15 protein-coding genes, 1 tRNA gene and 1 riboswitch are annotated in these 22,309 nt (G+C 67.7%); of the genes, 10 read left to right on the plus strand and 6 right to left on the minus strand.

Annotated elements, in window-relative coordinates:
- Positions 1–153: 153 nt before the first annotated feature.
- The 6 genes from OLX23_RS10320 to OLX23_RS10345 all read left to right on the plus strand — a co-directional run bounded on the left by OLX23_RS10320 (position 154) and on the right by OLX23_RS10345 (position 9,869).
- Positions 154–2,928, plus strand: a complete 2,775-nt coding sequence (locus OLX23_RS10320) for a TonB-dependent receptor domain-containing protein (RefSeq protein ID WP_264444879.1) — start codon at positions 154–156, stop codon at positions 2,926–2,928.
- An 89-nt stretch (positions 2,929–3,017) separates the two neighbouring features.
- Positions 3,018–5,150 carry a hypothetical protein gene (locus OLX23_RS10325; RefSeq protein ID WP_264444880.1) on the plus strand — a complete coding sequence of 711 codons (2,133 nt, stop codon included), beginning with the start codon at positions 3,018–3,020 and terminating at the stop codon, positions 5,148–5,150.
- 81 nt (positions 5,151–5,231) lie between these two features.
- Positions 5,232–6,509 carry an MFS transporter gene (locus OLX23_RS10330; RefSeq protein WP_264444881.1) on the plus strand — a complete coding sequence of 426 codons (1,278 nt, stop codon included), beginning with the start codon at positions 5,232–5,234 and terminating at the stop codon, positions 6,507–6,509.
- Positions 6,510–6,532: 23 nt separating this feature from the next.
- On the plus strand, positions 6,533–7,657 hold the full coding sequence (locus OLX23_RS10335; protein ID WP_264444882.1) for a ThuA domain-containing protein: 1,125 nt from the start codon (positions 6,533–6,535) through the stop codon (positions 7,655–7,657).
- 68 nt (positions 7,658–7,725) lie between these two features.
- Positions 7,726–8,607 (plus strand): sugar phosphate isomerase/epimerase family protein, encoded by an 882-nt coding sequence (locus OLX23_RS10340; protein WP_264444883.1) that lies wholly within the window; start codon positions 7,726–7,728, stop codon positions 8,605–8,607.
- Positions 8,607–9,869 carry an MFS transporter gene (locus tag OLX23_RS10345; RefSeq protein ID WP_264444884.1) on the plus strand — a complete coding sequence of 421 codons (1,263 nt, stop codon included), beginning with the start codon at positions 8,607–8,609 and terminating at the stop codon, positions 9,867–9,869. The genes OLX23_RS10340 and OLX23_RS10345 overlap by 1 nt, the downstream gene beginning before the upstream one ends.
- On the opposite strand, the gene OLX23_RS10350 is transcribed toward OLX23_RS10345, so the two are convergent.
- The 3 genes from OLX23_RS10350 to manD are packed head-to-tail and all read right to left on the minus strand — an operon-like array spanning position 9,832 to position 13,449.
- Positions 9,832–10,707 (minus strand): sugar kinase, encoded by an 876-nt coding sequence (locus tag OLX23_RS10350; protein WP_264444885.1) that lies wholly within the window; start codon positions 10,705–10,707, stop codon positions 9,832–9,834. The two genes, OLX23_RS10345 and OLX23_RS10350, sit on opposite strands and share 38 nt — an antisense overlap.
- Positions 10,708–10,711: 4 nt before the next feature.
- A complete protein-coding gene (locus tag OLX23_RS10355) occupies positions 10,712–12,229 on the minus strand; it encodes a hypothetical protein (protein WP_264444886.1) in 1,518 nt (505 codons plus the stop codon).
- Between the two features lie 11 nt (positions 12,230–12,240).
- Complete coding sequence (gene manD, locus OLX23_RS10360; RefSeq protein WP_264444887.1) at positions 12,241–13,449, minus strand: D-mannonate dehydratase ManD; 1,209 nt, start codon at positions 13,447–13,449, stop codon at positions 12,241–12,243.
- A 106-nt stretch (positions 13,450–13,555) separates the two neighbouring features.
- Between manD and OLX23_RS10365 the strand changes: the two genes are divergently transcribed.
- The 4 genes from OLX23_RS10365 (at position 13,556) to OLX23_RS10380 (ending at position 17,557) form a co-directional block, all read left to right on the plus strand.
- A complete protein-coding gene (locus OLX23_RS10365) occupies positions 13,556–14,314 on the plus strand; it encodes a FadR/GntR family transcriptional regulator (protein ID WP_264444888.1) in 759 nt (252 codons plus the stop codon).
- A 6-nt stretch (positions 14,315–14,320) separates the two neighbouring features.
- The gene (uxaC, locus tag OLX23_RS10370) at positions 14,321–15,742 is read left to right on the plus strand and encodes a glucuronate isomerase (RefSeq protein WP_264444889.1); all 1,422 of its coding nucleotides are present in this window, start codon (positions 14,321–14,323) and stop codon (positions 15,740–15,742) included.
- Positions 15,739–17,124 (plus strand): mannitol dehydrogenase family protein, encoded by a 1,386-nt coding sequence (locus OLX23_RS10375; protein ID WP_264444890.1) that lies wholly within the window; start codon positions 15,739–15,741, stop codon positions 17,122–17,124. Before uxaC ends, OLX23_RS10375 begins: the two co-directional genes overlap by 4 nt.
- A gap of 151 nt (positions 17,125–17,275) precedes the next feature.
- Complete coding sequence (locus OLX23_RS10380; RefSeq protein WP_264444891.1) at positions 17,276–17,557, plus strand: hypothetical protein; 282 nt, start codon at positions 17,276–17,278, stop codon at positions 17,555–17,557.
- A 49-nt stretch (positions 17,558–17,606) separates the two neighbouring features.
- Here the strand turns inward: OLX23_RS10380 and OLX23_RS10385 are convergent, their stop codons facing one another.
- The 3 genes from OLX23_RS10385 to OLX23_RS10395 form a co-directional block, all read right to left on the minus strand.
- Positions 17,607–19,163 carry a PepSY domain-containing protein gene (locus tag OLX23_RS10385; RefSeq protein ID WP_264444892.1) on the minus strand — a complete coding sequence of 519 codons (1,557 nt, stop codon included), beginning with the start codon at positions 19,161–19,163 and terminating at the stop codon, positions 17,607–17,609.
- Positions 19,150–21,282 (minus strand): TonB-dependent receptor, encoded by a 2,133-nt coding sequence (locus OLX23_RS10390; RefSeq protein WP_264444893.1) that lies wholly within the window; start codon positions 21,280–21,282, stop codon positions 19,150–19,152. The genes OLX23_RS10385 and OLX23_RS10390 overlap by 14 nt, the downstream gene beginning before the upstream one ends.
- Before the next feature lie 178 nt (positions 21,283–21,460).
- A riboswitch (cobalamin riboswitch) is annotated at positions 21,461–21,719 on the minus strand.
- A gap of 98 nt (positions 21,720–21,817) precedes the next feature.
- Positions 21,818–21,894: transfer RNA gene (locus OLX23_RS10395), tRNA-Arg, on the minus strand.
- Between the last annotated feature and the right edge of the window lie 415 nt (positions 21,895–22,309).

A 22,309-nucleotide genomic window follows, 5' to 3' on the forward strand; every position in this document is an offset into this window, starting at 1 on the left:
GACGGACTTGCTGCGGATGACGGCGAAAATCGCCGGGTTGCGCGCGAGTGTTGGTAGCGCTATCAAATAGTATGATCATAATCGATCATATTGAATAATAAACGAGCGGCGTCTCGCTAAACCGTCCGAGGATGCTTTCAGGGAGGCAAATCAATGATCAATTCGACCCTGCGCGCGTTTCGCGCGCTGTCCTTCGCGGGTGTCGCGGCGCTCGCTATCGTTCCGGGCCTCGCCGCGGCGCAGGAGTCCACGGCCGATGCGCCCGGCGGCGAAGGCGGAGACGGCAAGGAGATCGTCGTCACCGGCACGCTGATCCGCGGCGCGCCGCCGGTCGGTGCCAACGTCATTTCCATCGGCCAGGAGAGCCTGCAGTCGACCGCGGCGACGAGCTCGAACGAGCTGCTGGCGTCGATCCCGCAGGTCACCAACTACTTCAATCGCGTGCCGGTTTCGGACCTGTCGATCGCGGTCAACCAGATCCAGATCTCGCGTCCGAACATCCGCAACATCTCGCCGAACAACGCCTCGTCCTCGGCGACGCTGATCCTCGTCGACGGTCACCGCGTCGCCTCGGCGGGCGTCAACCAGGCTTCGGTCGATCCCGACCTGATCCCTACCGGCGCGATCGAGCGGGTCGAGGTCGTGACCGAAGGCGGTTCCTCGATCTACGGTGCCGACGCGGTTGCCGGCGTGATCAACTTCATCACCCGCAAGCGCTTCGACGGGCTCGAGGTCAGCGGCCGCTATGGCCTCGCCGACGACTATTGGCAGTGGGATGCCAGCGCGACCCTGGGCAAGGCCTGGGAGACGGGCTCGATCTACGCCTCCTACACCTTCACCAAGAACGACGCGCTCTATGGCCGCGATCGCGACTACATCCGCAACGTCAACTACGCCTCGCAGCCCTATCTGCCGCGCGACCTAACCTGTGACAGCCCGAACCTGGCGGTCAACACGGTGCTGACCAACCTCGGCGCGACGATCTCGTCGGTCAACTATGCCGGGCCGCGTTACGCCGCCAACACCTTCAACCGCTGCGACAACAGCGACGACAACACCTTCGTGCCGCGCGCCGAGCGCCACGGTGCGATTGTCGGCTTCACCCAGGAGTTCGGCGATCGGCTGACGCTCGACGCGCGCGCTTTCTACAGCCAGCGCACGACGCTTTCGACCTCGGTGCTCGACGGCGTCGTCACGGTCGGTTCGGGCAATCCCTACAATGCCGCGAACCTGCCCGCCGGTCTGTTCCTCGGTCCGCTCGGCTCGATCCCGATCCCGGGTCTCGGCTCGCAGCCGATCGACAACCGCGCGACGGTGAGCTTCGGTCTCGGTCCGGTCTACGGTCTCGACAGCCAGCGTTCGAGCACGTCGATCAAGGAAGGCGGGGTCAATGCCGAGCTCAAGTTCAACGTCAACGAGGACTGGCAGATCCGCGGCCTGCTCAACTGGAGCCAGAGCGACAGCCGCTACGAACTGACCCAGCTGAGCCCGACGCGTCTGGCCGCCGCGGGTCTCGCCACGACCACGGCCACGGCGATCAACCCCTACAACGTGGCGCTGACCAGCCGCGCGCTGCTCGACGACATCGCCGACAGCTCGATCGCCGGTCAGGCCAAGGACAGCCTGTTCAACGCGCGCCTGATCGCCGAGGGCCGGCTGTTCACGATCGGCGGCGGCGACGTCCGCCTGGCCGCCGGCTACGAGTTCATGCACGACACGTTCAAGCAGCGGTTCTCGAACGACGTGCGTCTCGGCGGGCTGATCAACCTGCCCTTCACGCCCTACAAGCGCGACGTCCACTCGCTCTTCGGCGAATTGCAGGTGCCGATCATCGGCGAGGGTAACCGCACCGGCGGGCTCTACTCGTTCACGATCTCGGCCTCGGGCCGCTACGATCACTACAGTGACTTCGGCGACACCTTCAATCCGAAGATCGGCGCCACGCTCAAGCCGGTCGAATGGCTGGCGATCCGCGGCAACTGGGGCACCTCGTTCACCGCGCCCACCCCGCTCGACCAGCTCGGCTCGCTGCGCAATTCGATCTCGTCGTTCCCCTTCGTCGCCTTCACCAAGCCGGGCGACACCCCGACGGGTGGCAGCTTCACCATCGCGCTCCAGGGCTCGCAGCCCGGGCTCAAGCCGCAGAAGGCCGATACCTGGTCGGTGGGCGTCGACCTCACGCCGCTGCCTTCGCTGCGTGCGAGCGTCAGCTACTATGACGTGAAGTTCAAGGACATCCTGCGTACGCCGACGGCCAACGTCGGGATATTCACCGACTTCCCCAATAACGTGACGACCAGCGTTTCGGGCCTCACCGCCGCGCAGTTGCGCGCCATCGGCGCGCTCGCCCCCGGTGGTTCGGCCGTGGTCGAGCCGCTGATCGCCAGCGGCACGCCGGTCTACGAATTCGTCGACTTCCGCACGGGCAACTTCGGCATCGTTCACGTCAAGGGCATCGACTTCTCGGTGAACTATCGTCACGAGACCGGCTTCGGCGCGCTCTTCGCCGATGTCAGCGGCAACCGGCCGCTGTCGCGCAAGGCGCAGGTCAGCCCGACTTCGGTGGTGGTCGACGAACTGGCGCGCGACAATCCGAAGCTGTTCCTGCAGACCTCGATCGGCGCCGACGTCGGCGGCTTCCGCGCCCAGGCGACCTGGAACCACAACGGTGGCTACGCCATCGTCCCGACCACCGGCACGCCCGTGCAGAACCGCGTCAGCGCGTTCAACACGGTGAACCTGTTCTTCAAGTACGACGTGCCGTCGGACAGCGGCATGCTCAAGGACCTGAGCTTCACGCTCAACGTCAACAACGTCTTCGACCAGGATCCGCCGATCCTGCGCCGCAACGACCAGAACGAATTCGGCTATGCCAACGGCTTCACGATTGGCCGGATGTTCATCCTGGGCGTCTCGAAGAAGTTCTGATCGACTATCCGCCGCCGCACCCGGGATCGGGGCGGCGGCGTTCTTTTCGGGTGCCGGAAAGCGGCGCCGTTGTTGCGGGAGAGAAGCAAATGCGTCGTTCGCGAATCTGGTTGCGGGGTGTGGTGGCTGCGGTGGCCATGGGGCTTCCCGTGGTTGCCCAAGCGGCCGATCCTGCACCCACGCCCGCCGCCGCGCCCGCGCTCTACTCGCCCGACAACGATCCCTTCTTCGCGCAGCCCTATGTCGACGTCGACGAGTGGCGCGATGCGCCCGTCCGCCACCGCTATGTCCACGGCGGCTTCAAGGGTACCGATACGCGCTTCTCGTTCTATTTCCCGCCCAAGGAACAGTACCAGGGGCGCTTCTTCCAGCACATCACGCCGGTGCCCGACAACGAGAACCTGGCCCAGGCGATGCCCGCGGGCGAGTTCAACAAGATCGGCTCGTCGATCGCCGCCGGCGCCTATTTCATCGAGACCAACGGCGGCGGCAAGATCGACCTCGCCAAGGGCTCGCTGGCGCTGTCCGATCCGACGATCACCGCCTATCGCGCCAATGCCGCGTCGGCCGCCTATTCGCGCAAGCTCGCGCTCGAGATGTACGGCGGCAAGCGGCCTTACGGCTATGCCTATGGCGGCAGCGGCGGCGGCTATCGCACGATCGGTTCGATCGAGAACACCCGCGGCGTCTGGGACGGGGTCGTGCCCTATGTGATCGGCTCGACCATGGCGATCCCGAACATGTTCACCGTGCGCATGCAGGCGCTGCGCGTGCTGCGCGACAAGTTTCCCGGCATCATCGATGCCATGGAGCCCGGCGGCAGCGGCGATCCCTATGCCGGGCTGACGCCCTACGAGGCCTCGGTCCTGCGCGAGATCGAGCAGATGGGTTTCCCGATGAAGTCGTGGTTCGGCTACAAGACCATGGGGCTGCACGGCTTTGCCGCGCTCTATGGCGGCGTCGCCATGGCCGATCCGGGCTATTTCACCGACTTCTGGACCAAGTCCGGCTATCTCGGCCACGATCACCCCGAATACTTCACCAAGGACCGCGTCCAGTTCAAGACGACGGTGGCGGCGCCGATCACCGCGGCCGAGGCGGCGCGGCTGGGGCTCAGCACCAATCCCTTCGAGCAAAAGGATCGCGGCGGGGTCGACACCGCCTACAAGGGCCCGCCCGAGGAGGCGAACAAGGTCGTCGGCTTCCGGCTGAGCAGCGCCGCGCCGCCGGTCTATTTCCTCGGCGGCGAACTCGTCGTCTCGAGCGGGGCGGTCAAAGGCAAGAAGCTGATGCTGAGCACGCTCAGCGGGGACTCGGTGCTGCTGGGCTTCGCCGATCCCAAGGCGATCGAGCAGATCAGGCCCGGCGACGAGGTCACCGTCGACAATTCGAACTTCCTGGCGATGGAAACCTATCATCGCCACCAGGTGCCGGGCCGCGACTTCGCCGTCTGGGACCAGTTCCGCAAGCCCGACGGCACGCCGATCTATCCGCAGCGGCCGATGCTGCTCGGCCCATTGTTCGTGAAGTCGACCTCGGGCTCGCTGCAGACCGGCCGGTTCGAGGGCAAGATGATCGTCGCCGCCTCGCTGTGGGATCGCGAGGCGATGCCCTGGCAGGCCGACTGGTATGCCGAACGTGTGAAGGAGAATCTTGGGGGCAGGTTCGACCAGAACTTCCGCCTCTGGTATACCGACCATGCGCTCCACGGCGACGAGCCGACCGAGGAGGCCGCAAGCCGTATCGTCAGCTACGTGCCCGTGCTCCAGCAGGCGCTCAGCGATCTCGCCGCCTGGGTCGAGAAGGGTACGCCGCCGCCAGCCTCGACCGGTTATCGCATCGACAAGGGCCAGGTCGTCGCTGCGCCTACTGCGGCGCAGCGTCACGGCATCCAGCCGGTCGTGACGCTGCGTGTCCAAGGTGGCGACAGGGTCGAGATCGCCGCCGGGCAGACCGTGTCGTTCAGCGGCACGATCGCGGTGCCGCCGGGCGCCGGCGCGGTGGTCGCCGCGGAATGGGACTTCGAGGGGACGGGCAATTTCGCCCAGACCTCGCCCATTCGACGCGGCGCGAAGCAGGCCAACGTCACGATCGCGCATCGCTACGACAAGCCGGGCACCTATTTCGCCGGCCTGCGCGGCGTGTCGCAGCGGCAGGGCGATCCTGCCTCGCCTTATGGCCGTATCCGCAACCTGGGACGGGTGCGCGTCATCGTGAAGTGACGCGTTGCCAGGCCGCGACCTTCGCGCTATCGATCTTTTTCGAGCATAAACGATCGAAAAAGATCATTCGAGGGTGGCGGGATGCAGGAAGTCGGGGCGATCGCGCCTATCGTAGCGAGCGAGAAGACCGAGCCATCGCCCTTGCGCGATTCCGTGCTGGCGGGTCTGGCGAACTACATCGACGCGGGATCGATCGTCGCCGGCTCGGCCGCGCTGGCGCTCTGGGCCGAGCTCTACCGCATGACCCCGACGACGATCGGCCTGATCGGCGCCTTCAGCGCCAATGCGATCTCGGCCGGCGTCGGCGCGCTGATCGGCGGCGTGCTCTGCGACCGGTTCGGACGCAAGCGCATCTACCAGTACGACATGCTGTTCTACGCCTTCGGCATGGCCTGGCTGACCTTCGCCGCGGCGCCCTGGATGATCGTGCTCGGCTTCGTGCTCGTCGGCCTCGCGGTCGGTGCCGACATCCCCGCCTCGTGGTCGCTGATCGCCGAGATCGCGCCCAAGCGCGAACGCGCGCGCTACAGCGGTATCGCCCAGATCCTCTGGTATCTCGGTCCCGTGGTCGTGCTGACCCTGGGGCTGATCCTCGCGCCGCTCGGCCTGCTCGGCATCCGCCTGGTCTTCGGCCACCTGCTGGTGCTCGCGCTGGTGCTGACCCTGTTGCGCTCGCGCATGCGCGAATCGCGCTATTGGGAAGAGGCGAGGGCGGCCGAGGACCATGCCGAGAAGGCCGACTGGCGCCAGCTGCTCCAGCCCAAATACCTCAAGTCGATACTGTTCCTCATCGGCATGTACGGCTTCTGGAACCTCTGGGCCGGCACCAACGGCTTCTTCTTCCCCTATATCCTGCGCACCGTCGGCGGGCAGAGCCAGGAGGCCAGCGTCGCGCTGCAGGCGCTGACCTTCGGTCTGGGCATCGTGTCGATCTGGTTCGTCTTCATGAAGCTGTCGGACCGGGTCAATCAGCGGGCGCTGTTCCTCGTCTCGGCGCTGATGCAGGTCGGCGGCATGGCGCTGCTCGCGGTGCTGCCGCTGACCGGCCCGGTCGCCGTGGTCCACATCGTTATCATGGCGACGGCGATGGGCTTCGGCGCGCAGTCGTTCTTCCAGCTGTGGAGCGCCGAACTGTTCCCCACCCTGCTGCGCTCGACCGCGCAGGGCGTGACCTTCGCCGTCGTGCGCATCGGCCTCGGCGTATTCAGCTTCTTCGTGCCGCTGCTGACCGCGACGGGCTTCCACACGCTGGCTTGGATACTCGTCGGCTTCCTGCTAGTTAGCGCTATCATCGGCTGGCTCGGTGCCCCGCGCAACGAGGGCAAGAGCCTCGAAGAGATAGAGGCCGAGCGCGCCTGACGCGCGGCGGTGGGAGAGAGACTATGAAGACATTCGCCGGCCTGGTTCTGGCCGCCGCGCTGGCTGCTGGTGTGGCGCAGCCCGCCACTGCCCGTCCCGTGACAGACTGCCCGCTGCGCGACGCGCCGTTCTCGGTAGATTCGCCGCTGGTCGACATCATGCTGAGCCCGGCCGCCAAGGCTGTGCTCGAGAAGGCGGCGCCGGGCCGCTTCTCGAAGCTGCCGCCGCGCTTTGCCGGCACCACGCCGCCGACCTTCGCCGCGATCCTGAGCCTGCGCGAAGGCAGCGCGATGACCGGTATCAAGGCCGAGGCGCTGCCCGCGATCGATGCCGAACTGCGCGCGCTGCCGGTCACCGCCGCCGACAAGGTCGCGCGCTGCGCCCGCTACGACAACGAGGTGCCGCGCTTCGATCTGCCCAAGGGCAAGCCGCACCTGCTGCTGTTCGAAAAGATCAACGGCTTCAAGGATACGCCGAGCGTCGATGCCGCGCGCGCGGCGCTGACCGCCATGGCCGAGCGCAAGGGCTGGGCTCTCGTCGTCACCGACAAGGGCGGCGCCTTCAACCCGGCGACCCTGCGCCAGTTCGACGCGGTGATCTGGAACAACATCAGCGGCGACGTGCTGACTCTGTCGCAGCGCCGCGCCTTCCAGACCTGGATCGAGCAGGGCGGCGCCTATGTCGGCCTGCACGGCAGCGCCGGCGATTTCATCTATTTCTGGGATTGGTACGCCGACCGCCTACTCGGCGCGCGCTTCATCGGCCATCCGATGGCGCCGCAGTTCCAGGATGCACGCGTGGTCGTCCAGGCGCCCGATCATCCGGCCGCACGCGGCCTGCCGCGCGAATGGACGATGAACGACGAATGGTACTCGTTCCGCACCAACCCGCGCGCGATCGGCGCGACGGTGATCGCGACGCTCGACGAGACCAGCTACAAGCCGGTCGGCATGATGAACCAGAACCTGCGCATGGGCGACGATCATCCGATCGCCTGGACCAACTGCGTCGGCAAGGGGCGCATGTTCTATTCGGCGATCGGCCACCGCCCGGAAACCTATGCCGAACCGCACAACGTGGTGCTGCTCGAAGCCGCGATCGACTGGGCGGCGGTCTCGGGCAAACGGGCCTGCCCGGCGCGGCGCTGAAACCACGATTGGATTGACACGGAGCGATCCGGCTGAATAGGTGGCCTGACCAATTTTGGGAGGGTTGCTTGATCATCGGCCGTCGAGACCTGCTGCGCGGTGGACTGGGCCTGTCCGCCGCCGCCGCCCTGCCCATCTCCGCTCTGTCCGCCACGGCGCGTCGCCGCGGGCGGCTGGGCCTTGCCGACATCACCGTGATCAAGGAACTGGCTCGCGACTATCCCGGTACGCTCAAGGCGGTCGCGGCCATGGGCTACAGCCACTTCGGTTTCCGCCTGGCCGGTTATGGTGGCGGAAGCCGCGAGCCCTCGGCGCAGGACAAGGCGCGGATGGTGCGCGACGCCGGGCTCGAAGTCGGCGTGGTGCGCCTGCCGCCGGTGCGCCCCGACATCGATCGCCAGATCGCCGATGCCGTGGTGATCGGCGCCAAGGTCATCGCCATGAGCGCGGCCCCGCCGTTCATTTCCGGCCGGCTCGGCGTGACCACCCGCGCAGCCTTCGACGCCTGGCTGCCCGAACTCGCCGCGCTCGGCGCCAAGTGCCGGGCTGCCGGACTGACCCTGGCCTATCACAACCACTGGTGGGACCTGATGCCGCTCGACGGTGGCGAGAGCCCGCTCGACATCATCCTGCGCAGCGTTCCGCCCGGCGATCTCGCGATCGAGCTCGATCTCGCCTGGTGCTGGTACGGCGGCGTCGCGCCGCTCGACCTGCTCGCCCGGCTCGGACCGCGGGTCAGTTCGATGCATTTGAAGGACATCGATCGCAGCCGCGGCAAGAGCGTGACCGATCATGCCGTCACGGTCGGCAGTGGCGAGATGGGCTATGCGGCATTGCTGCCACGCCTGCGCAGGCTTACCTCCGCGGTCGGTTATATCGAGGTCGATTCGCCGCCCGACGGGCTCGTGGCTGCGGCCGAAGGTGCCCGCTTCGTGCAAGCCCATAGCTGATGCGCACCATCCGCAACCTGCGCTGGTGGATCATCGGCCTCGTCACCCTGGGCACGGTGCTCAACTATCTCGCGCGCTCGACCCTGTCGGTCGCGGCGCCGACCCTGCAGGCCGAATTCGCCATGTCGACCGAGGAGTATTCCTGGGTCGTGCTGGCCTTCCAGGCGAGCTACACGGTGATGCAGACCGTGGCGGGTTCGGTGCTCGATGCCCTGGGCACGCGGCTCGGCTTCTTCCTCTTTGCCGTCGGCTGGGCGCTGTCGAACATGGCGCACGCCTTCGCGACGGGTTGGCCGAGCCTGGCCTTCTTCCGCGGCCTGCTCGGCGCGACCGAGGCGGCGGCGATCCCCGCCGGTGCCAAGACCGTGTCCGAATGGTTTCCCCCGCGCGAGCGGCCGCTGGCGACCAGCGGCTTCCAGATGGGCACGAGCCTGGGCAACATGATCGCGCCGCCGCTCGTCGCCTTCTGCATCCTCTGGTGGGGCTGGCAGGAAGCTTTCCTGATCACCGGCGCGCTGAGCCTCGTCTGGGCGGCGCTGTGGTGGTTCGGCTATCGCCCCCACGCGCAGCACACGCGCCTGTCGGCCGAGGAGCGCGCCCATATCGAGCTTGGCCGCAACCGCGACGACATCGGCGACAAGCCGGCGACGCGCAAGCAGGTGCTCAAGTCGCGCGGGTTCTGGGCGATCGCGCTGCCGCGCTTCCTGGCCGAGCCGGCCTGGCAGACCTTCAACTTCTTCATCCCGCTCTATCTGGTCGCGGTGTGGAAGCTCGATCTCAAGGCGATCGCGCTCTGGGCCTGGCTACCGTTCCTGGCCGCCGATTTCGGCTCGCTCGTGGCGGGCCTGCTGCCGCCGTGGCTGATGCGGAGGGGGGCGTCGCTGGTCACCTCGCGCAAGCTGACGATGACTGCGGGCGCGGTCTGCATGATCGGTCCGGCCTGCATCGGCCTGGCGGGCTCGCCGGGCGTGGCGATCGCGCTGTTCTGCGTCGGCGGCTTCGCCCACCAGCTGCTCAATGGCGCGCTGGTCACCCTGGGTTCGGACCTGTTCGACAGCCGCACCGTCGCCACCGCGACGGGCATGGCCGGATCGGCCGCCTGGATCGGCGGCATGCTGTTCACTTTCGCGATCGGCAAGAGCGCCGACGTGTTCGGCTACAACCCGCTGTTCGTGGCGCTGGCCGCGCTCGATCTCATGGCCGCGGCGGTGCTGTGGAGCCTGCTCAGGACTCGCGCGGCGGGATCGCCCCGGGGAGCATGATCGTCCAGCCGGCGAGCGCGTGCCCGGCGCGCGCCGCATCGGCTGGCGAGGCGCCCTTCAGTCGCGCGTCGAGGTAGCCGGCGTTGAAGGCATCACCGGCGCCGCTGGTGTCGACGGGCTGCAACACGCGCTCGGGTGCGCAGAGTGTGCCGTTGGGCAGTCGGCAGCCTTCTGCGCCCAGCTTCACCACGGTTTCGCTACAGCCCAAGCCGGTCCAATGGCGCGCGACCGCCTCGGCATCGGGCTCGCCCGACAGAGTGGTTTCGTCCTCCCATGTCGGCAAGCCGATGTCGGCCAGGGCAATGGCGGCGTCGCGCGCCGCGCGCGTCTCGGCTTGGTTCTGCCACAGCCGCGGACGATAGTTGCCGTCGAAGGCGACGCGGCGTGCCGAGGCTGCCAGGGCCAGCAACCGCTGGCGGCCCTCGGGTGGCAGGATCGCCAGCGTGATCAGCGAGAAATAGACGAGGTCCGCCCGCTCGGCCTGGGCCAGCATGGCGTCGCTCTCGGGCAGGGCAAACATTTCCCGCGCGGCGCTGGTGTCGCGCCAATAGGTGAAACTGCGCTCGCCGGCCGCGTCGGTGGTGATCGCGTAGAGCCCGGCCTGGCGCGTCGGGTGGGTCAAGACCAGCGAGGTGTCGATCCCCTCGGCGCGCCACTGCGCTTTCAGCTCCACGCTGAAGGGATCGGCGCCCAGCGCGGTCAGATAGGCGACGTCGTGCCCGGCGCGCGCGAGGTGGATCGCGGTGTTGAGCGTATCGCCGCCATAGTCGAGCTGCCAGTCGTTCTCCCGGCGCGAGAGCTCGAGCATGCCTTCGCCGATGCAGACGATCCGCGCCATCGGCTCAGCCGCAGGCGCGGTTGCCGGCGGCGGCCACGGCGACGAAGGTGACCGACCGGCCCGGCAGCGAGAGGCTGCCCGAGACCGGCGCGCCGTCGAGACCGGTCAGGCTGGAGCCTGCCAAAGCGGGACGCCGACCGTTGACCGTCACCGCCTTGCTGTCGAGCGCGGGCGCTTGCATCACCCAGGCGAGCGCGGGCCCGCCGAGCGCGTAAGTCTGTGTCGCTTCACCGGTGTTGATCACCGCCAGCCCGACACCGCCTTTGCGGCCGGGCAGGCACTGGGCGTAGATCCGCACTTCGGGTGCAGGCGTGGTCGGCGCGGCGAGCACGGTCGTGCCCATCGTCCGCTTCCACAGGACCGCGGCCCAGTAGTCGGGGCGCGGATCGTGCGTGCCTTCGTCGAGCAGCGCATAGTCCGAGGCGGCCAGCGTGTTGTGGATGAACACCTTCACGCCCTGCCGGGCCGAGCGCCCGAGCGTGTCGACGAAGCGGAAGCTGTCGGCGAACGTGCTGGCCCAGGGATTGCCGCCACAGGCCGTCTCGCCGCTCTCGGTGTTCCACAGAGGCTTGCCCGGCGCGGCCTTGTCGCGCTCGGCCGCCATGCGTGCGATGGCCGGATCGACCGCGTCTAGCCAGGCCGCGCCCAGCGCCTTCTCGGCCGAGTGGCCCATGAACTTGCCGCCGCAGCGCTCCGATCCGCCGCCGTAGAAATGGAAGCTGTAGGCATCGGGGCGCGGTATGTCGGCGGTGAGCAGTTCGTTCGCCGCGAACTGCTTCATCGTATTGTTGCGCAGGCTCAAGGTGCGCGTCGGCTCACCGAGCTCGGCGAAGCCGGGCGCCAGCAGCAAGGTCTTGGGCGAGGCCTTGTGCAGCCAGGCGGCGAAGGTCGCGTAGTCGCGGCGATAGTCGGCCGGGGTGTAGCCCGCCGGCGGCTTGGTCAGGTCGATCATGTTGGGTTCGTTGGCGAACTCGGTGGCGGTGATCGCGCCGCCGATCGACTTGGTATAGGCCAGCCAGCGTGCTGCCGTGTCGGTCTTCCAGACGCCCTGGGCGTCGCGGGTGCCGGTGCTGGTGGCGAAGGAGGTGACGATCGCGCTGCCGGTCGCCTTGGCGAAGTCCACCGCGCCGCGCCACTGCTGGCGGGTGAGTATCTGGTCGAAGCCCTCGGGCGGCTTGGCGGGGGCCGTGTCGCTGTCGGCGAACCAGGTATTGTTGGCCCAGGTGCCGCTGTAGCGGACATAGGCCGGGGCCAGCGCCTTCGCCAGCGCGCGCAGCTTCGCGTCTGCGAGGTCGAGCGGCGGGCGGTATTCGTGCCGGTCGGTCCCCGGGCTGCCGTAGGGCCGCCAGAACCGGCCGCCGGTGATCTCGACCATCTCGACGTTGTAGGACAGGAACCGCGCGTCGACGGTGCCGACGGCGGGCAGGGCGGCCAGGCCGCCGCGGGGTTCACCGGTGGCCGGTGAAACGGTGGCGCAACCCGCCAGCAAGGCGGCTGCAACGGCGATAAAACGGGGGGCCATGGTCTTTCCTCTCACCAGTTCCACATCGTCCCGTCCTCGAGCCGGGCGACCGGCAGGTAGGCGGGCTTGTAGGGATATTTCGCGGCCAGCTTCTCATCGATGTCGACGCCGTGGCCGGGGGCTTCGCCGCAGAACAGCTCGCCCTTGTCGAAGGTGTAGTCGTGGGGGAACACCGCGTCGGTCTCGGCGGTGTGGCGCATGTATTCCTGCACGCCGAAGTTGGGCACCCAGGTATCGAAGTGCAGCGCCGTGCCCATCGTCACCGGCGACAGGTCGGTCGCGCCGTGGCAGCCGGTGCGGATCTGGTAGAGGCTGGCGAGATCGGCGATGCGGCGCAGGTGCGTGACGCCGCCGGCGCCGACGATCGTGCAGCGGATATAGTCGATCAGCTGGTTCTGGATCAGGTCCTTGGCGTCCCAGATCGTGTTGAAGATCTCGCCCACGGCCAGCGGCGTCACCGTGTGCTGGCGGATCAGCTTGAAGGCTTCCTGGTTCTCGGCCGGGGTGACGTCCTCGAGCCAGAACAGCTGGTAGGGTTCGAGCATCTTGCCCAGGTTCGCGGCTTCCTGCGGCGTGTAGCGGTGGTGGCCGTCGTGGAGCAGGTGGTGGTCGAAGCCGTATGTCTCGCGCAGCTTCTCGAACAGCTTGGGCACGGTGTTGAGCGCCTTGCGCGTATCCCAGCCGGTGACCGAGGGCAGCGCGGCGTCGGCGGGCTCGTAGAACAGCTTGCCGCGGCCGACGCCGTAGGCGTCCTTGATGCCGAGCACGCCGGTCTGCGCGCGGATCGCCTTGTAGCCCATGTCGATGTACTGGCCGACCGCCTCGACCGTCTCGGCGATGTCGCTGCCGTTGGCGTGGCCGTAGACCATCACGCCGTCGCGGCTGCGCCCGCCGAGCAGCTGGTAGAGCGGCATGCCCGCCATCTTGGCCTTGATGTCCCACAGCGCGACGTCGACCGCGGCGATCGCGCGCATCGTCACCGGCCCGCGCCGCCAGTAGGCGCCGCGATAGAGGTATTGCCAGATGTCCTCGATCCGACGCGGGTCCATGCCGATCAGGCAGGGCGCGACGTGATCCTCGAGATAGGACACGACTGAGAGCTCGCGGCCGTTCAGCGTCGCGTCGCCGATGCCGTAGACGCCCTGGTCGGTCTCGATCTTCAAGGTCACGAAATTGCGTCCCGGGCAGGTGACGATGACCCTGGCTGCCGTGATCTTCATATCCTAGGAGGACTCCGGTTCGCTGATGGGCCGAGCGGCGGACTCGAACTTGACGCCGTCGGGTCTGACTGCCATGCCCATATTGGTCAGGCCAATGGAAAGCAAGATGCAGGATACTTCTCCGCGGTCGAATGACCGATTGTACCAGGACCTCGCGCGCAAGCTGATCGGCGAACTGTCCGCCGGCGCCTATCCGGTCGGCAGCCGTCTTCCCGCCGAGCGCGAGCTGGCGCAGCAGTACCAGGTCAGCCGACCCACCGTGCGCGAGGCGATCATCGCGCTCGAGGTCCAGGGCCTGGTCGAAGTTCGCATCGGCTCGGGTGCCTATGTCATGCGCCTGCCGGGCAAGGGCGATATTGCCGGGTTCAACATCACCGCCTTCGAGCTGACCGAGGCGCGCCTGCTGTTCGAGGGCGAGGCGGCTGCGCTCGCCGCGACGCAGATCAGCGACGAGGAGATCGCCGAGATCGAACAGCTCGTGCGCGAGATCGCGCGCGAGAACCAGGAGCCGAGCGGGACCGACAAGGCCGATCGCGCCTTCCATCTCGCCATCGCCAAAGCCACGCGCAACCAGGCCGTGTTCGACACGATCGAGCGGCTGTGGGAGCTGCGCTACACCTCGCCCGAAGCCGCGCTGCTCCACGAGAAGGCGCGCACGGCCAACGTCAAGCCGGTGATCGAGGAGCATTCGGCCGTGCTCGAGGCGCTGCGCGCGCGCGACCCGGCGATCGCTCGCGCGGCGATGCGCACGCACCTGGCCGCGGTGCTCGACAGTCTGCTTTTCGCCACCGAGGAAAAGGCGGTCGAGGAAGCCCGCGCCGCGGTCGCCGCCAAGCGCGCGCGCTATACCCAGGCGACGCGCTGAACCGCGATGGCGCGCCCGCTGACGCTGCATCCCGATCGGCTGCTGCCCGCCGATCCCGCGACCCGCGCCATCGCGCGTGAGCTCTACGCCGCGGTCGCCGGACTGCCGCTCGTCAGCCCGCATGGTCATACCGATCCGTCGTGGTTCGCGCGCAACGCGCCTTTCGGCAATGCCACCGACCTGCTGCTGCGGCCCGATCACTACGTCTTCCGCATGCTCTATTCGCAGGGCGTTCCGCTCGAAGCCCTGGGTATCGGTCAGGCCGGTCGCCACGCCGATCCGCGCTCGGCCTGGCGCCTCTTCGCCGAGCGCTATCACCTGTTCCGCGGCACCCCCTCGGCGTTCTGGCTCGACTGGGTCTTCGGCGAGGCTTTCGGCATCGCGGTGAGGCTCGAGGCGGAGACCTCGGACCTCTATTTCGACAAGATCACCGCCGCGCTCGCGACCGACGCCTTTCGCCCGCGCGCGCTGTTCGATCGCTTCAACATCGAAGTGATCGCCACGACCGAGAGCCCGCTCGACACGCTCGAACATCATGCCGCGGTGCGGGCCGAGAACCAGAGGCAGGGCGGCTGGCAGGGGCGGGTGGTCACCGCCTACCGTCCCGATCCCGTGATCGACCCCGAATTCGAGAGCTTTCGCGAGAACCTGGCGCGGCTGTCCGAACTGACCGGCGAGGATTGCCTGTCGTGGTCGGGCTACCTCGCCGCGCATCGTCAGCGCCGCGCCTTCTTCGCCAGCCTGGGCGCCACCTCGACCGATCACGGCCATCCGACCGCACAGACGGCGGATCTTTCACAGGCCGAGGCCGAGGCGCTGTTCCGCAAGGTTTCGTCGGCGGAGTTCACCGCGGCCGAGGCGGAGCTGTTCCGCGCACAGATGCTGACCGAGATGGCGGCGATGAGCGTCGACGACGGATTGGTGATGCAGATCCATCCCGGCGCCTTCCGCAACCACAATGCCGATGTCTTCGCGCGCTTCGGTCGCGACAAGGGTGCGGACCTGCCGATGCGCACCGAATACGTCCACGCGCTCAAGCCGCTGCTCGACCGCTTCGGCAATGCCCCGGGCCTGTCGATCATCCTCTTCACGCTCGACGAGAGCACCTATGCGCGCGAACTCGCGCCGCTGGCCGGGCACTATCCGTGCCTCAAGCTCGGACCGGCCTGGTGGTTCCACGACAGCCCCGAGGGCATGCGCCGCTTCCGCCGCGCGACCACCGAGACCGCGGGTTTCTACAATACGGTCGGCTTCAACGACGATACGCGGGCCTTCCTGTCGATCCCCGCGCGGCACGATCTCGCGCGGCGGATCGACTGCGGTTTCCTGGCCGAACTGGTGCTCGAGCACCGTCTCGAGGACTGGGAAGCGGCCGAGCTCGCGCAAGACCTGGCCTACAATCTCGCCAAGCAGGCCTACCGGCTGTGACGCGGCTGTCCGACCAGTCGCTGGGTCGGCTGGCGCCGGGAGTGACGCGCTTCGCTTACGATCGCGCGGCCCAGGCCGTGGGTATCGTCCATTTCGGCATCGGCGCGTTCCACCGCGCGCACCAGGCCTGGTATACCGACCTTGCGATGGAAGCCGGCGCCGGCACCAAGCATGGGCGCGACTGGACGATCGCCGGCGTCTCGCTGCGCTCCGCCGGGGTGGCCGAGCAGATGAACCCGCAGGACGGGCTCTACAGCGTGACCGAACGCTCCGACGCGGCGCCCAGGGCGCGCGTGGTCGGCTCGGTGCGTCAGGTGCTGGTCGCGCCGCAGGATCCTGCGGCGGTGGTGGCGCTGCTCGCCGCGCCGGCGACGAAGATCGCCAGCTTCACGATCACCGAAAAGGGCTATGGCCGTGCCGCCGACGGCAGCCTCGATCCGGCGCTGGCGGGCGAGGGATCGATCTACCGCTACCTCGCCGAAGGCCTGGCGCAGCGCCGGGCCGCGAAGCTGCCGGGCCTCACCTTGCTGTCCTGCGACAACCTCGCCGACAACGGCGGCCAGCTCGGCCGACTGCTCGGCGAACATGTCGCGCGCATCGACGCCGATCTCGCGCGCTGGATCGCCGACGAATGTACGTTCCCCGGCACGATGGTCGATCGCATCGTTCCCGCGACGACGCCAGAAGACGTGGCAGTGGTGGAGGGCCTGCTCGGCCTGTCCGACGCGGCCGCGGTCGTCACCGAACCGTTCAGCCAATGGGTGATCGAGGACCGCTTCGCCCAGGGCCGCCCCGCCTGGGACCAGGTCGGCGCGCAGCTCGTCGCCGATGTCGCGCCTTACGAGACCGCGAAGCTCAGGATGCTCAACGGCGCCCATTCGGCGCTGGCCTATCTCGGCCTCGGGCGCGGCCATGTCTTCGTTCACGAGGCCGTGGCCGACCCGGCGATCCGCCCCGTGATCGAGCGGCTGATGCAGCAGGAAGCCGCGGCCAGCCTGACCCCGGCGCCGGGCCAGGATCTTGAGGCCTATGCCGCCGACCTGCTCGCGCGTTTCGCCAATCCCTCACTCCACCACCGCCTCGTGCAGATCGCGATGGACGGCAGCCAGAAGATCCCGCAGCGCTGGCTGGAGACCTTGGCGCACCACCAGCGCCGCGGTGCCGAAAGCCCCGCGATACTTACCGCGCTCGCCGCCTGGCTGCGGCACCTTCGCGGTGACAATGGCCCGGTCGACGATCCGCTGTCCGAGCCGTTGCAGGCAGCCACGCGATCCGCGGCGCCGGGTGAATGGCTCGATGCGCTGTTCGGCGCGGAGAGACTGGTCTCGGCGATCTGGACACCGACGGTTTCGGACCGTGACTTCGTGGCCCGCCTGCTCTGACGGAGGTGCTTTTTTGAGTGCCTGTCAGAGATCGCGACCACGTAAAATTACCAGAGTCGAGCGATCTCCCTCGTGTGAGTGATTGACACTCACAGAATTCTAAGCAAGCTTACCAATTGCTAAACTAGGTAAGTAGTGTGGGAGACTTTTGATGCGGAAATTCCTCGTGGCCGCCACGGCGGCTCTTTTTGTTGCGGGCGCGCCCGCGGTGGTCGTCGCTCAGGCGCCGGCCGCAGCCGTCGCCTCGCAGGGCAAGATGATCTACACCAGCACGGGCCAGCGCCTCGCGCCGGTCTATCGCGTGACCGGCACCGGCGACGCGCAGATCATCCACAACGGCAAGCTGGTGACGATCCCCGCCTCGACGCTGTCCGACGTCGACGGCAAGCTGACGACCTCGCTGTCGCGCAAGGAAGTGGGCCAGGCCCGCTAAGGGCCATGGCGGTGGTGCCGGCCGGTCCGGCACCACCGCTTCCGGCGTATCAGGCTCCGCCTGGCGCGCGCAGCGCTTTGGCCGGGGGTCGCAACCGGCGCCAGCCGATCACCACGCCCGAGATCGACACGGCCAGGCCGGCCGCCGAAAACAGCCACATCAGCAGATCGCGCAGCCACCGGTTCTCCAGCAGGAACGGCAGGTCGAAGCTGTGCAGCGCGGCGAACAGCCAGCGGTAGGAGCGGCCGCCCGATCCGGTCCGCGCGAGCAGCGTGCCCGTCGCGGGATCGACGTGGAGCCAGGTCTCGGCGGGGTCGTCGAACACCAGGCGCAGCACCGGCAACGGCCGCGCATCGCGGCGCGGATCGCCGGTGGCGTACCAATAGCTGTCGTAGCGTTCGAGCCGCTGCACTCGCACCAGCCGGCCGTCGGTCACGGCCGCACGGGCTATCGCGGCAATCCGGTCTTGGGGGAGCGCGAGCGGCTCACCGGTCGCGCCGTCGAGCAGCGACTTACGCTCGGGATCATGCCAGGCGACGATCACCGGCATGCCGTCCAGATAGCGGAATTCCAGCTCGCGCGCGGCCCCCGCCGTGGCAGCCAGGCGCCGCAGGTCGGTGGCGGCAAAACCAGGGCCTGTCCCGGCATAGCGCTCGGCCACGCCCTTGTCCTCGTCGCGCAGGCCGCCCCAGGGGCTCATCGACAGCCAGCCGCTGAACACCCAGGTCACCACGAACAGCCCGCCGACGAGACCGATAACGTGGTGCCATTTCATCCAGCCGCGATAGGGGCTGACCGAGCCCGACTTGTAGCGCTTGGCTAATCGCACGCGCAGCAGGCCGATCCAGATCCCGGCGATGGCACCGAGCAGACCCACGCCCGAGGTCCAGAGCACGGTCTGGCGCCAGGGCTCCTGAAAGACGCGCAGTGCCTCGAAGTAGATCCAGTGCGGCACGGCGCCGAGCCAGTTCCAGAAGCGCTCGTCCGCCGTGGTGTTCTGCACAATCTCGCCGGTCCGCTGCACGACATAAACGTCGGTCGCGGCCGGATCGGTCAGACGAACGCGCCAGAACGGCGCGATCTTCTTGTAGGCGCGCGTGACGACCCACTGGTCCTGGCTGACCGCGGCTGTCGAGGCAACCGGTGCCCCGACGAACGCCGCGGCGATGGCACCCGCCTGCCGCGTATCGACCGCGCGGATTTCCTGCCCGGTCTCGGCCGAGACTGCGCGGCGGCCATCCTCGGTGACGATATGGTAGACCGGCACCTGGCCCGACATGCCGAGCCGCATCTCCTCGGGAAACGCGCTTTCGTGCAGCCTGGCGAGCGCGGCATCGGGCGCGACCCGAACCCGCGCCCAGTCGATCGGCGCGGCTCCGGCGATCCGCTCGGACGCGCGGAACGACGGGAAGGGCACGTACATCATCACCACGCCCGAGACGAACCACACCGCGAAGAACAGGCAGAGGACGATGCCGGTCCAGCGGTGGAAGACATAGAGAAAGCGTTTTGCCGCGCGCCATAGTGCGCCGGTGGCAGGGGAGCGGGGACGCGCGCGTGGCGCGCCCCCACCGGTGATCGCCGTAGCCGCCTCAGAAGGCGACATGGATCGAGGCCTCGACCGTGCGCGGATCGCCCAGCACCCATTGCGTGGCGCCATAGGTGGCGCGCGCATAGGTCTCGTCGAACACGTTGCGCACGCGCAAGCTGGCGCTGGCGGCTTCGATGAACTGCCAGCGCAGGCCGATGTCGGTCAGCGTATAGGCGGGGATCACGCGCGTGTTCGCCGCATCCTGGAAGCGCTTGCCGACATAGGAGACGCCGCCGTCGAGGGTCCAGTTCTCGACCACTTCCCAGCTGACGAAGGCATTGGCCGTCTTCGCCGCGACATTGGTCGGCCGGTTGCCCGCGCGCTGGAACCGAACGCCGCCGACGCTCTCGGAGAAATCGTCATAGCGGGCGCGCAGCAGGGAGCCGTTGAGCGCCACGCTGAAACCGTCGAACGGTTCGAGCGAGAACGAGGCCTCGATGCCTTTCGACGATTGCTGGCCCACCTGGACCTGCAGGCTCGGGATCAGCGGGTCCGAGGTCAGCAGCTTCTTCTTGACGATGTCGTAGGCAGCCAGGGTCCACTGGCCGCGCCCGCCCCAGAACGAATGCTTGATGCCGATCTCGTACTGGCGGCCGGTCGAGAGGTCGAAATCGCTCTGCGCCAGGCTGGTCGAGACCAGCGCGCCGACCGGATCGGCGGCCGTGGCATATTGACCGTAGAACGAGAGTGTCGGGATCGGCTGATAGACCGCGCCGACGCGCCAGGTCACGGCATCGGGCGTGGCCGTGAAGTTGTTCGTCGTCACGACGTAGTCGGTTTTGGTGATCCTTGGCCGGTCATAGCGCAGCCCGCCGATGATCGAGAACTGCTCGCTGAACTTCAGCCGGTCCTCGGCGAAGAGCGAGAACTGGTTGATGATATTGGTGTAGCGCGGCTTGGTCGCGGCGGCCCCGGTCTGATCGATGAACAGGCCGGGCACGGGATTGACCGCGTCGATCAGCCGGGTGGCGTTGTTGCCCGAATTGCTGACGTTCTTGTAGCTGATGTGGTTGACGTCGAACCCGACGACCAGCGTGTTCTCCACCGAGCCGAACCGCTGCTTGAGGTTCGCGGTGGTGCGGTTCCCGGTTTGCTTCTGGATATGATAGAGCTCGAGGAAGCTCGACTGGCGGACCTGCGCGGCGCTCGTCGCCGTCGCGGGCACGTAGGTCACGTTCTCGGCGTTCTGCCAGTACTTGTTCGCCCAGAGGTGGTAGAAGGTGCTGCGCACCGTCACGTCCTCGGACGGCGTCCACTCGAGCTTCGCCTGGCTCCAGTTGTCGCGGAAGCGCAGCACGGCGTCGGTGACGTTGTAGTTGTTCTTGCGGATCGACCTGTCGAGCACGCCGTTGACCAGCGGCACGCCGAACCAGGTGCGCGGCTTCTGCGTCGCGAAGTCGTGCGACAGGGTCAGGCTGAGGCTGTCCGTCGGCTTGAACCGGAGCGCGCCCGACAGCGCGATCGCGCTGCTGTCGCCGCGGTCCATCCAGCCGTCCGAGCGGCGGTAGCTGGCGTCGGCGCGGAAGCTGACCTTGTCGCCGAGCGGTCCGCCGGCACCGGCGGCGGCTTGCACCGTGCCGAACGAGGCGCCGATCACGCGGCCCGACACTTCGAACTCATCGCTCGGCTGCCGGCGCACGATGTTGACCGCGCCGCCGATCGCACCCTCGCCATAGAGCACCGAGGCCGGCCCGCGCAGGATCTCGACGCTTTGCGCCATCCACGGATCGGCCGGGAAAGTCAGCGTGTTATTATACATGCGCATGCCGTCGTAGAGCGTCATCACCGAATTCGTGCCGGTGAAGCCGCGTGCGGCCAGGCCGAAGCCGAACACGCCCGAGGTGTTGACGATGCCGGTGGCGCGCGCCGCGGCATCCTGGATGGTCAGGTCGCCGCGCAGGCGAATGGCGTCGCCATCGAGCACTTCGACGCTGGCCGGCGTCTCGAGCAGCGTGATGCCGAGGCGGCTGGCGCCTTCGGCCTTGGTGTTGAGCTGGAGCCGATCGACCACGCCGTTGACGACGATGGTTTCGCTGTCGGTGGTTTCCGCCTCTTCGGCATAGGTTTCGGCGTGGGCCAACGCAGGCGCACAGAGAGAGAAGGCCGCGAAAGCAGCCGGTGCAAGCTTGATCATTGTAATCCCCCGTCGGCGTCACACGACACTGGGCGGGGGCTTGCCGTTCGCGAACGGTCGGCAGCGTGCACCGGCCGGACGCCCGGGGGCGACCGACACACGACACCGATGCGGCCCCAGCCGCTCGTTCGTCGCTCAGACGGAGTACACCGTGCCGCGGCCATCCCCTGGACCAAGGCAAGAGCGACCAGACGCCGGCAGGTCTCCTGGCTCGCGGGTCATCGCTTGATGCACGACCTTCCCAGGCCTCGCATGATTTAGCGTCCGGCCCAGTGGTTGGCGGCTCGGGACCTGTGCCCGTCCGCGCATGTGCATCGCGCTCGCCGCTTACAGTTGCAGGGACAGCCTCGGCTTCGGAAAGGTGGGATCGCTCCCGCCTTCCTCACCGCGTTCCCGTTTTAAGCCTCTCGCGAGGCACCGGCGCGATCATGCGCCCGCAATCCTTGGGATCACGGACGGCGCGGTCGATACCGCAGGCATGCATCCGCGGCAAGTGGCTGGACGCCGTAGCACGCGAATGACGATTCTGGGCTGATGGCGCACCCGACAGGATTCGAACCTGTGGCCTCTGCCTTCGGAGGGCAGCGCTCTATCCAGCTGAGCTACGGGTGCGGGCCGCGTGCGACTAGCAGAGGGTGACGGCGATTGCCAAGCGCAATGTCGGGCTTTTCGCAGATAGCGGCGTGGCTCTGACCCAACAGACCTGAAGGCCAGCTCCAAGGCCGTGTGACGCTCAGAATCACAAAAAAATCACACTGGAGCTGAAAATGGCTACGATTACGAAGCGGAAAACTGGCTGGAATGTGCAGGTTAGGCGAGCCGGTTATGCCCCCCGCAGCAAGACCTTCCGAACTAAGCCCGAAGCGCGGGCATGGGCGCGACAGTGTCAATCGGCGCGCAAACGGGGACCGGGATCGGCGTGCAATAGGGGACCAGGGTTTGATGCGCGCTTACGCCGTGGCGGGATGGCGGAGGGCGTAGCCCGGAGGCATCCCGCCACGGCGTAAATCGCCTTCTTTTCCAGGTG

The sequence above is a fragment of the Novosphingobium sp. JCM 18896 genome (genome assembly GCF_025938095.1).
GTDB lineage: Bacteria > Pseudomonadota > Alphaproteobacteria > Sphingomonadales > Sphingomonadaceae > Novosphingobium.

Coding starts and splice junctions, on each gene's coding strand:
- OLX23_RS10320 (WP_264444879.1), top strand. CDS start 154: ATGATCAATTCGACCCTGCGCGCGTTTCGCGCGCTGTCCTTCGCGGGT.
- OLX23_RS10380 (WP_264444891.1), top strand. CDS start 17,276: ATGCGGAAATTCCTCGTGGCCGCCACGGCGGCTCTTTTTGTTGCGGGC.
- uxaC (WP_264444889.1), top strand. CDS start 14,321: ATGGCGCGCCCGCTGACGCTGCATCCCGATCGGCTGCTGCCCGCCGAT.
- OLX23_RS10385 (WP_264444892.1), bottom strand. CDS start 19,163: ATGTCGCCTTCTGAGGCGGCTACGGCGATCACCGGTGGGGGCGCGCCA.
- OLX23_RS10355 (WP_264444886.1), bottom strand. CDS start 12,229: ATGGCCCCCCGTTTTATCGCCGTTGCAGCCGCCTTGCTGGCGGGTTGC.
- OLX23_RS10330 (WP_264444881.1), top strand. CDS start 5,232: ATGCAGGAAGTCGGGGCGATCGCGCCTATCGTAGCGAGCGAGAAGACC.
- manD (WP_264444887.1), bottom strand. CDS start 13,449: ATGAAGATCACGGCAGCCAGGGTCATCGTCACCTGCCCGGGACGCAAT.
- OLX23_RS10335 (WP_264444882.1), top strand. CDS start 6,533: ATGAAGACATTCGCCGGCCTGGTTCTGGCCGCCGCGCTGGCTGCTGGT.
- OLX23_RS10390 (WP_264444893.1), bottom strand. CDS start 21,282: ATGATCAAGCTTGCACCGGCTGCTTTCGCGGCCTTCTCTCTCTGTGCG.
- OLX23_RS10365 (WP_264444888.1), top strand. CDS start 13,556: ATGCAGGATACTTCTCCGCGGTCGAATGACCGATTGTACCAGGACCTC.
- OLX23_RS10345 (WP_264444884.1), top strand. CDS start 8,607: ATGCGCACCATCCGCAACCTGCGCTGGTGGATCATCGGCCTCGTCACC.
- OLX23_RS10350 (WP_264444885.1), bottom strand. CDS start 10,707: ATGGCGCGGATCGTCTGCATCGGCGAAGGCATGCTCGAGCTCTCGCGC.
- OLX23_RS10325 (WP_264444880.1), top strand. CDS start 3,018: ATGCGTCGTTCGCGAATCTGGTTGCGGGGTGTGGTGGCTGCGGTGGCC.